Origin of the sequence: Frigidibacter sp. SD6-1, assembly GCF_030143255.1 — a bacterium.
Taxonomy (GTDB): domain Bacteria; phylum Pseudomonadota; class Alphaproteobacteria; order Rhodobacterales; family Rhodobacteraceae; genus TMP-24.
Window position 1 is genome coordinate 174,946 of record NZ_JARJNR010000005.1, and the last position, 8,973, is coordinate 183,918.

The following is an 8,973-nucleotide window of genomic DNA, read 5'->3' on the forward strand; positions in this document are numbered from 1 at the left end:
CACTCCTCGCTGGGCGACCGACGAGAAACGAAGTGAACGAGGAGGCTCTCTACGGCCTCAGCCCTTGCAGCCGTCGAACTCCACGACATCCCCCCCGCTGAATACGGTGAGGCGTACCGCGGAGCGGCTGAGCGCGAAAGGCTTGGCATTCGCGGGCACCAGGTCGGAGACCTGCACCATGCCGTGCCCGCCGACCCGGGTCTCGACCGGCGCGACCCAGACGGCGCGGTCGTCCAGTTCCACCACCGCGAAACTGTCCTGCGCAGCGGCCGGGAAGGGAATATCCGCTGTCAGCCGCATCCCGTCGCGGATCGGCTCGGCCGAGCAGTGCGCGGCAGGAAGGCCCCGCCCCGAAGCATCGTCGGGCATCCGGGACAGCGCCGCGCGGATCGCCGGATCGGGCGCGGAGGTGCCGGACAGGTCGGCCTTGACCGCAAAGCTGACCGGCACGCAGATCTCGTCGCAGATGCCCAGGTTGACGCTGGCCGAAAGCGTGACCGGCTGGCCGGGCGCCGCCGCGACGATCTCGACGGGAAGGACGAGCTCCCCGGGGTAGACGAGCGTCCGGTATCCGGAGATTTCATGGACCTCTGGGCGCGGCCAGAGCAGGCGGACCGAACTGACATTCTGCGAGCCCGACCAGTCGAACTCCGGCGGGATGCCCGCCTCGCCGGGGCTGCGCCAGTAGGTCTTCCAGCCCGGCGCGAAGGTCAGATGCAGCGCCGCCATCCGCGTGCCGTCTGCGGTCTGCCAGCCGGGCAGGATTTCGGCGCGGATCAGGTCCTGCGGCAGAGTCTGCGCGGCCGACGGGCCGCCCGACAGGATGGCAGCAAGAACGAGGGCAGCGATGTGCAGGGTCCGTGGGGTCATGCGACCTAGATAGGACGAACCGGAGCCAAGGGAAATCACTTCCGCGTCAAGCCCCCGTCATCGGCGCCGGCGCCCGGCTTGCATTCGCGGCGGGCAGGCGCGATCATCGGGGCAAGGAGAGTGGGCATGGACCTGACGGGCAAACTCTTGATCGCGATGCCGGGCATGGGCGATCCGCGCTTCGAACATAGCGTGGTCTTCCTCTGCGTCCACACGCCCGAAGCGGCGATGGGGCTGATCGTCAACAAGCCCGCACCCGACTTGCGCTTCGATGCGCTTCTCAAGCAGCTCGGCATCCCGCGCGGCGACCGGTCCCGCGACATCCGCGTCCATTTCGGCGGGCCGGTCGAACATGCGCGCGGCTTCGTGCTGCATTCGGGCGACTACGAGGGAGAGGGCTCGACTCTGCGGGTGGACGACCGGTTCGGCATGACCGCGACGCTCGATATCCTGCAGGCATTGGCCGAGGGCGCGGGGCCGGAGCGGTCAATGCTGGCGCTCGGCTATGCAGGCTGGGGTCCGGGTCAGCTCGAGGGCGAGATCCGCGACAATGGCTGGCTCACCTGCGATGCCGATGAGGAACTGATCTTCGGACTGCCGGACAAGCGGAAATGGACATCGGCGCTGAAGTCGATCGGCGTCGATCCGTTTTCACTGTCGGCGACCGCAGGAAACGCCTGAACGGCCCGATCGCCCTGACCGTCAGCGCGGCGCGGCGGCGCGGCGGAGGCGATCGTTGATCGCGCGGCCGAGGCCCTTTTCAGGGATGGGCGCGACCGCGATCCGGCCGTCGGGTCCGGCGCGGCGGTCAGCCGCGCGCAGGTAGTGGAAGAGGTTCGCCGCCGCCTCGACCAGATCACCGGTCGGTGACAGGTTTAGCCCGCTGGCCCCGGAAAGCGGCCCGAAGCCGATCCATACATCGCCCGGATCGGGGGCGGTCACGCCAAGCGCGACCGCGGCCGCAGGCGCATAATGGCTGGAAAGCTGGCCCGGCGCGTTCGGGCGGGCGGGCGCGGGATCGGGCGCGGCGAGCGGAACACCGAGACAATCCTCGATCGCCTCGGCCGGAATGCCCCCGGGGCGCAGGAGCGTGGGGCGCGGTGAAAGGCCGACGATGGTCGATTCCACTCCGACCATACAGGCGCCGCCGTCGATCACCGCCGCGATCCGTTCGCCCAGACCGTCCATCACATGATCAGCCCGGGTCGGGCTGATCCGCCCCGACGGGTTGGCCGAGGGCGCCGCGACCGGGCCGCCGAAAGCATGAAGCAATGCCACCGCAACCGGATGGGCGGGCATGCGGATCGCCACGCTCGGCAGGCCGGCGGAGACAAGCGGAGACAGGCCGCTGTCGTCCCGCATCGGCAGGACGAGCGTCAGCGCGCCGGGCCAGAAGGCCGCGGCGAGCCGCAGCGCCTGATCGGAAAAGACCGCCAGCCGCGCGGCAGCACTCATATCCGGGACATGGACGATGAGCGGGTTGAAGGCGGGTCGCCCCTTGGCCGCGAAGATCGACGCCACCGCCCGGTCGTCGCGCGCGTCGCCGCCCAGGCCATAGACTGTCTCGGTCGGGAAGGCGACGAGGCGCCCCTCAGCCAGATGGCGGGCGGCGCGGCCGAGGCCTTCGGCGCTGGGGGAAAGAAGCTCGGTCAAGAGTATCCGTGACGCTGCGTTGCGGGTTGCGGGCGCCTGACCCAGCGGCAATGATGGGTGAAACCGGCGCCATTTCGTGATGCTGCGCCCTGATTTACGCGCTATGCCGCCGGTTGCCAAGGCGAGGGGAAAAGATGTCCTACAGATCCGCGGTGAACGAGGTCACCTTCATCCTCGACCATATCGTACCGCTGGCCGAGATCAGCGCGACCGAGCGGTTTGCGGACGCGACCCCGGAAACCGCGCAGGCGGTCCTGACCGAAGCGGCGCGGATGTGCGACGAGGTGATCGCGCCCCTGAACCGAGCTGGTGACCTTACGCCCGCGCGTCTGGAAAACGGCATCGTCCGCTCCTCGCCCGGTTTTGCCGAGGCGCTCGGGCAATGGGGGGCAGGCGGCTGGATCGGCCTCTCTGCCGGGCCGGAGCATGGCGGCATGGGCCTACCGCAGCTTCTCAACATGGCGGTGCAGGACATGATGTCGGGCGCCTGCCTCGCGCTGCAGCTCAACCCGCTCCTGACCCAGGGCCAGATCGAGGCGCTGGAGGCGCACGCGAGCGAGGAGTTGAAGGCGCTCTACCTGCCGAAACTCATCTCGGGCGAATGGTCGGGCACGATGAACCTGACCGAACCGCAGGCGGGCTCAGACGTCGGCGCCCTGCGCACCAAGGCCGAACCTCTCGGCGACGGCACTTACGCGATCACCGGGCAGAAGATATTCATCACCTGGGGCGACAGCGACGCCTTCGCGAACGTCAGCCACGCGGTGCTTGCCCGCTTGCCCGACGGGGCAAGCGGCACGAAGGGTATCTCGCTGTTCCTCGTGCCGAAATACCTGCCGGACGAAAACGGCAAACCGGGCAAGCCCAACAGCCTTAAGGTCGTGAGCCTTGAACACAAGCTTGGCATCCATGGCTCGCCCACCTGCGTGATGGCCTATGAGGGCGCGACAGGCTGGATGATCGGCGAGCCGCACAAGGGCATGGCGGCGATGTTCACCATGATGAACAACGCCCGTCTTGCGGTGGGCGTGCAGGGCGTGGGTATGGCCGAGGCCGCCTTCCAGAAAGCGCTCGCCTATGCGCGCGAGCGCCAGCAGATGGGGCCGATCATCGACCATGCCGACGTGCGGCGCATGCTGGCCACGATGAAGGCCGAGATCTTCGCAGCCCGCGCCATCGCGCTGGCCTGTGCGGGCGCGCTGGACATGGCCAAGGCCATCGGCGCGGCCGACTGGGCGGCGCGCGGCGCGCTCCTGACCCCGATCGCCAAGGGCTTCGGCACCGACGTGGGCTGCCGGGTCGCCGACATGGGCGTGCAGATCCACGGCGGCATGGGCTTCATCGAGGAAACCGGCGCGGCGCAATATCTGCGCGACGTGCGGATCACGCCGATCTACGAAGGCACCAATGGCATCCAGGCGATGGACCTCGTGGGCCGCAAGATGATGGATCAGGGCGAGGCGGCCTTTCGTCTGCTCGACGAGATCGACGCGGGCGCCGAGGCGGCGCGGGCGGCACTGCCCGCCCTGTCGAAAGAGGTCTGGTCCGCCGCGCAGAACCTGCGCGAGGCGACCGAAACACTGCTTGGCCGGCCGATGCAGGACCGGTTCGCGGGTGCGGTTCCCTATGCCCGCGCCTTCGGCCGGGTGCTTGGCGCACATTACCATCTGAAGGCTGCACGCGTGGCTGGCGCGTCTTCGACGCGCGCGCGGCTCGCAGCCGTCTACATGGCGCGGCTTCTGCCCGATCATGCAGCCGCACTGGCTGAGGCACGCGCGGGGGCGGACGGGCTTTACGCCCTGTCGCCCGACGATCTGGAAGCGTGATGGACCAGCCCGCGCCAGCGTCGGGCCTGAGCCAGCCTTTCGCCGCGCCGCCCGCGCCCGGCGGCGCCATCGAGATCGCTCCGGGCATCCTGTGGCTGCGCCTGCCGCTGCCGATGGCGCTTGACCATGTGAATGTCTACGCGCTGGACGATGGCGATGGCTGGACGCTGATCGACACGGGGCTGCGAAGCCGCAAGACGAAGGCGATCTGGGAAGAGATCATCGCCGGTCCCCTGGGCGGGCGCCCGGTCCGCCGGGTCGTGGTGACGCACCACCACCCCGACCATATCGGCCTTGCGGGCTGGTTTCAGGCGCGGGGCGCCGAACTGGTCACCACCCGCACTGCCTGGCTCTTCGCCCGCATGCTGACATTGGACGAACAGGCGCTGCCGCTGCCCGAGACGCTCGCCTTCTGGCGGGCGGCGGGGATGGACGGCGCGCTTCTTGCCCGCCGCGCGGGCGAACGTCCCTTCAACTTCGCCGATGTGGTGGAGCCGATGCCCTTGGGCTTCACAAGGATCGCGGAAGGCGACCGCATCACGATGGGCGGGCGCGACTGGCAGGTCCGCATCGGCAACGGCCATGCGCCCGAGCAGGCGACCTTCTGGTCCGAGGACGGCGAGATCGTCATCGGCGGCGACCAGCTTCTGCCCGGCATCTCGCCCAACCTCGGCGTCTATGCGACCGAACCTTTGGCCGATCCGGTCGCCGACTGGCTGGACAGCTGCCGCGCCTTCCTGCCCCATGCGACCGAGCGCCAGTTGGTGCTGCCGGGCCACAAGCTGCCGTTCCGGGGCCTGCCCTTTCGCCTGCGCCAGATGATCGAGAACCATGAAGGCGCGCTTGCCCGGCTTCTTTCCCATCTCGACCGGCCGCGCACGGCGGTCGAGTGTTTCGCCCCCCTCTACAAGCGCGAGATCGGCGAGGGCGAATATGGGCTGGCGCTGGTCGAGGCGGTTGCGCATCTCAATCATCTGTGGAAGTCAGGACAGGTGACGAGAGCGCGCGATGAGGGAGGCGTCGACCGATGGCAGGCCGCAAGGAACCCCGAGATCTGAGGCCGCGCGACATGGCCGAGACGATCATGACCTCGGCAGAGGCGATGGAGGCCGCCGCCCTGCCGCGCGCCCGTGTGGCACCTGCCTGCGACGACCTGCCGCCCACGGCCGAGATGTTGCCCCTGCCCGCCGGGATCGCGGGCGAACCGGTGGACGAGAAAAGCCCTGCCCAATGGGCCTATGAACGGCTGATCCTGTACATCAAGAATTTCGAGGAACGGCTGGACGACGCGCACGAGGTGGCGATGGGCTTTGCGGGCAGCGAAACGGGCGTGATGCGGATCGAGGGGATCGGTTATTTCGCCCCCGATATCGTCACTTTCTATGGCCGCGACGAAGAGGAAAACCGCACCCAGCTGATCCAGCACGTAACCCAGCTGAACGTGATGCTGCGCGCCATGACCAGGGCGCCAGAGATCGAGGAACCACGCCGGATCGGCTTCCGCCTCGCCGCAGAACTGGCACCGAAGAAGAAGGCCGGAAAGACCAAGACCGCCAAAGGTTCGTGAACGGCGGCGACAGGCCCGTGACAGGGCAGACGGAATAGGCTAAATCCACCGCGACCAACCGGAAGGGACAAGGATCATGGCAGAGCACAAGCCCGGCAGCATGAACATCAAGGCGCAGGAACAGACCTTCGCGGGGTTCGTGACCTTCACAAAATGGGCAACGGTGGTGATCATCGGCGTCCTGATCTTCATGGCGCTCGTGAACGCCTGAACAGCCGGTTTGGTGTGATCTGATGCGTCGGTTGCTGCTTGTCCTGATTCTGCCGCTGTTCCTTGCCAATTGCGCGGAACCCGTCTGGGCGCCCGACGAAGCCGTGGCGCGGGCGCGCTATGTCTCGTCAGAGCCGCCGTCAATCTCGCTCATCACCGTGGTCCGCACGCTCGGTGGCGAAGGCGCGCATTCCGGCCTTCTGATCAACGGCAGCCAGCGGGTGGTCTTCGATCCGGCCGGTACCTGGACCAATCCGGCCGCGCCCGAGCGCAACGACCTGCACTACGGCATCACGCCGCGGATGGAGCAATATTACATCGATTACCACGCGCGCGAGACCTACTATGTGGTCAAGCAGACGGTGCTGGTCAGCCCCGAGGTCGCCGAACTGGCGATCCGCCGGGCCGAGGGCAATGGCGCGGTCGGCAAGGCCCTGTGCGGCACGTCGATCAGCGCGATCCTGCGCGATCTTCCGGGCTTTGAATCGGTAAATCGCAGTTACTTCCCGGGCAAGATCATGAAGAGCTTCGCCGAACTGCCTGGCGTGGTGACACTGAAATACACCGACGACAGCCCGGACGACAACAAACCGCTTCTGGTCGAACAACTGGTCGCGACCCCGTAAATTGCGTCCGTCGGCGCGGAAGGGCGGCAGGCATGCGCATCTTCGGCCTTATTCTTGCGGGCGGCGCAGGGCGGCGGATGGGCGGCGTTGACAAGGCACTGTTGCCGTTCGGGCCGGGAACGCTGCTCTCCAATGCGGTTACGCGCTTCGAACCGCAGGTCGAGTCGCTGGCCATTTCCGCCAACGGCGATCCCTCGCGCTTCGATGGGTTTCGACTTCCGGTCCTGGCCGATGCCGACCGCGGCGGGGCGGGGCCGATGGCGGGTCTGTTGGCGGGGCTGATCTGGGCCAAGGCCGCAGGTGCCAGCCATCTGGCGACGATGGCGGTCGATACGCCGTTCATCCCCGGCGATCTGGTGGCGCTGCTGATGCTCGCAGGCGACGGCGGGCCTGCCATCGCCGAAAGCGCGGGCCGTGCCCATCCGACAGTCGGCCTTTGGCCCGTATCGCTGAATATGTCGCTCGAAGCGGCGCTTGGCAGTGCTGAACGGCGGCTCGGGTTTTGGGCCGAAAGTGTCGGCGCCGTACGCGCCACCTTCGCCGCGACCGAGCCCGATCCATTCATGAACGCGAATACTGTCGAGGAACTGGCCGCCGCCGCCCGTTACCTTGGGTAGGGTCAGTCGAACGTGCCGGTCACCCGGCCGAGCAGCATGAAGGCACGCGCGGTCCGCGTGTCAGACAGCGCCACAAGCTCCTGATCCGAGGCATTCTTCTCGAACTCGGCAATCGTCTTGTCGAATTGCCTGAGGAAATGGTGCGCGGTATCGCGGAAGACCGTGTCCTGCCGCATCCGTCCTGCGGTGAGCGCAAGGCTGGAGCGGTCGCGCACCCCGCCCAGCGCGGCGATGGTCTTGCCGCGTTCACCTTGGGCGAAGCGCCGCCAGAGATCGGGCTTGGCGCGGTCGGCCTTGATATCGTCCATATAGATACCGTCCTGGCCGAGAAGGGTCAGGATATCCTGCGCGGCGCGGATCAGCTTGGCGAGGTTGCGATCCTCGAGCGCGCGGCGCAGCGCGAGGATCCCGTCGCGGTCGTCCTGGCTTTCAGGGAAATTCAGCGCGCGGACGAAATCCTGCACCGAAACCGGCGCGGGGTTCTCCTCGCCCGGCGTGCCGAGTGCGAGAGCTGGCTGTTCCTCATCGGGGCGGGCCGGGCGGGCGGGCACCAGCGCCGCCTTGCGGTCGGCTGACGGTTCTGTCGCCTCGGCGTCGCGCCGCGAGGTGAAGGTGGCGAGCGCGGTCTCTGCCATGCGCGCGGCCTGCGCGATCTCTTCCAGGCGCTTCTCGACCGAGGGACGCGGCGCCATCGACTGCTGGACGAGCGTGGTGCGCAGGATGTCGAGTGTCGCCTGCAGCCTTTGGGTTTCGGTCCTGAGCGTGCTGGTCGCCCGCGCGGTTGCAGCAGCCATCCAGATCAGCGCGACAGGCAGAACGATGGCCAAGAGCACCATCAGCGTGCTGAAGCGCCCCGCCGCATCCGTACCGCCCGAGAAGAGAAAGAACAGCCCCACGAGCGCGAGCCACACGAGCGTCACCGCCCCCGCTATCAGGTCGGTGGGCGCGAAGCGGCGCGCCGCCGGAGGCGGCTCAAAGCGCCCGAGGTCCAGCGCCTGCGGGCCGGTGCGATCCTGCGGCTGATCGGACATCGATGCCTCCTTGAGCGATCAGATATACTGGATGCTCAGGATTTCGTAGCTCTTTTCACCGCCGGGCGTGCGGACTTCCGCCGTGTCGCCCACATCCTTGCCGATCAGCGACCGGGCGAGGGGCGAGCGGATATTCAGAAGCCCGCGTTCGATATCGGCCTCGGCCTCACCCACGATCTGATAGGTCTTTTCCTCGTCGCTGTCCTCGTCGACGACAGTCACCGTCGCCCCGAACTTGATCGAGCCCGAGAGCTTCGAGGGGTCGATGACCTCGGCCAGCGACAGAAGCGCCTCAAGCTCCTTGATCCGGCCCTCGACAAAGCTCTGACGCTCGCGCGCGGCGTGATATTCGGCGTTCTCCGAAAGGTCGCCATGTTCGCGCGCCTCGGCGATGGCGCGGATCACAGCGGGGCGCTCCACCGATTTCAGGGCCCTCAATTCATCGTCAAGCGCGCCAAACCCGGCCCGCGTCATCGGGATTTTTTCCATATCGTCCGTCGGTAGGATCAATCTTGCCAGTCAGACAGTTGTTAACCCGCGTTGCACATCGAAAGTCAATAGCCGGGTCCGGGC

The 8,973-nt window shown here is 67.5% G+C and carries 11 protein-coding genes; 7 read left to right on the forward strand and 4 right to left on the reverse strand.

Annotated features, from left to right (window positions below; all coding sequences use genetic code 11):
* Positions 1 to 57: 57 nt before the first annotated feature.
* Positions 58 to 870, reverse strand: coding sequence for a protein-disulfide reductase DsbD domain-containing protein (locus P0645_RS11075; RefSeq protein WP_284164639.1), 813 nt, complete (start codon positions 868 to 870; stop codon positions 58 to 60).
* Positions 871 to 996: 126 nt separating this feature from the next.
* On the opposite strand from P0645_RS11075, the gene P0645_RS11080 reads away from it, so the two are divergent.
* Positions 997 to 1,551: a YqgE/AlgH family protein gene (locus tag P0645_RS11080; protein WP_284164640.1), complete on the forward strand. Its 555-nt coding sequence runs from the start codon at positions 997 to 999 to the stop codon at positions 1,549 to 1,551.
* 21 nt (positions 1,552 to 1,572) lie between these two features.
* Here the strand turns inward: P0645_RS11080 and P0645_RS11085 are convergent, their stop codons facing one another.
* Positions 1,573 to 2,529 carry an L-threonylcarbamoyladenylate synthase gene (locus P0645_RS11085; protein ID WP_284164825.1) on the reverse strand — a complete coding sequence of 319 codons (957 nt, stop codon included), beginning with the start codon at positions 2,527 to 2,529 and terminating at the stop codon, positions 1,573 to 1,575.
* 128 nt (positions 2,530 to 2,657) lie between these two features.
* Here P0645_RS11085 and P0645_RS11090 point away from each other — a divergent pair, with 128 nt between their 5' ends.
* The 6 genes from P0645_RS11090 to mobA all read left to right on the forward strand — a co-directional run bounded on the left by P0645_RS11090 (position 2,658) and on the right by mobA (position 7,369).
* Positions 2,658 to 4,349: an acyl-CoA dehydrogenase family protein gene (locus tag P0645_RS11090; RefSeq protein WP_284164641.1), complete on the forward strand. Its 1,692-nt coding sequence runs from the start codon at positions 2,658 to 2,660 to the stop codon at positions 4,347 to 4,349.
* Positions 4,349 to 5,407 (forward strand): MBL fold metallo-hydrolase, encoded by a 1,059-nt coding sequence (locus P0645_RS11095; protein ID WP_284164642.1) that lies wholly within the window; start codon positions 4,349 to 4,351, stop codon positions 5,405 to 5,407. The genes P0645_RS11090 and P0645_RS11095 overlap by 1 nt, the downstream gene beginning before the upstream one ends.
* A gap of 11 nt (positions 5,408 to 5,418) precedes the next feature.
* On the forward strand, positions 5,419 to 5,916 hold the full coding sequence (locus P0645_RS11100) for a DUF6173 family protein (protein WP_284164643.1): 498 nt from the start codon (positions 5,419 to 5,421) through the stop codon (positions 5,914 to 5,916).
* A 76-nt stretch (positions 5,917 to 5,992) separates the two neighbouring features.
* Positions 5,993 to 6,127, forward strand: a complete 135-nt coding sequence (locus P0645_RS11105) for an aa3-type cytochrome c oxidase subunit IV (RefSeq protein WP_284164644.1) — start codon at positions 5,993 to 5,995, stop codon at positions 6,125 to 6,127.
* A 22-nt stretch (positions 6,128 to 6,149) separates the two neighbouring features.
* Complete coding sequence (locus P0645_RS11110) at positions 6,150 to 6,752, forward strand: hypothetical protein (RefSeq protein ID WP_284164645.1); 603 nt, start codon at positions 6,150 to 6,152, stop codon at positions 6,750 to 6,752.
* A gap of 32 nt (positions 6,753 to 6,784) precedes the next feature.
* On the forward strand, positions 6,785 to 7,369 hold the full coding sequence (gene mobA / locus P0645_RS11115; RefSeq protein WP_284164646.1) for a molybdenum cofactor guanylyltransferase MobA: 585 nt from the start codon (positions 6,785 to 6,787) through the stop codon (positions 7,367 to 7,369).
* A gap of 2 nt (positions 7,370 to 7,371) precedes the next feature.
* Here the strand turns inward: mobA and P0645_RS11120 are convergent, their stop codons facing one another.
* The gene (locus P0645_RS11120; RefSeq protein WP_284164647.1) at positions 7,372 to 8,400 is read right to left on the reverse strand and encodes a hypothetical protein; all 1,029 of its coding nucleotides are present in this window, start codon (positions 8,398 to 8,400) and stop codon (positions 7,372 to 7,374) included.
* A gap of 18 nt (positions 8,401 to 8,418) precedes the next feature.
* On the reverse strand, positions 8,419 to 8,889 hold the full coding sequence (gene greA / locus P0645_RS11125) for a transcription elongation factor GreA (protein WP_284164648.1): 471 nt from the start codon (positions 8,887 to 8,889) through the stop codon (positions 8,419 to 8,421).
* Between the last annotated feature and the right edge of the window lie 84 nt (positions 8,890 to 8,973).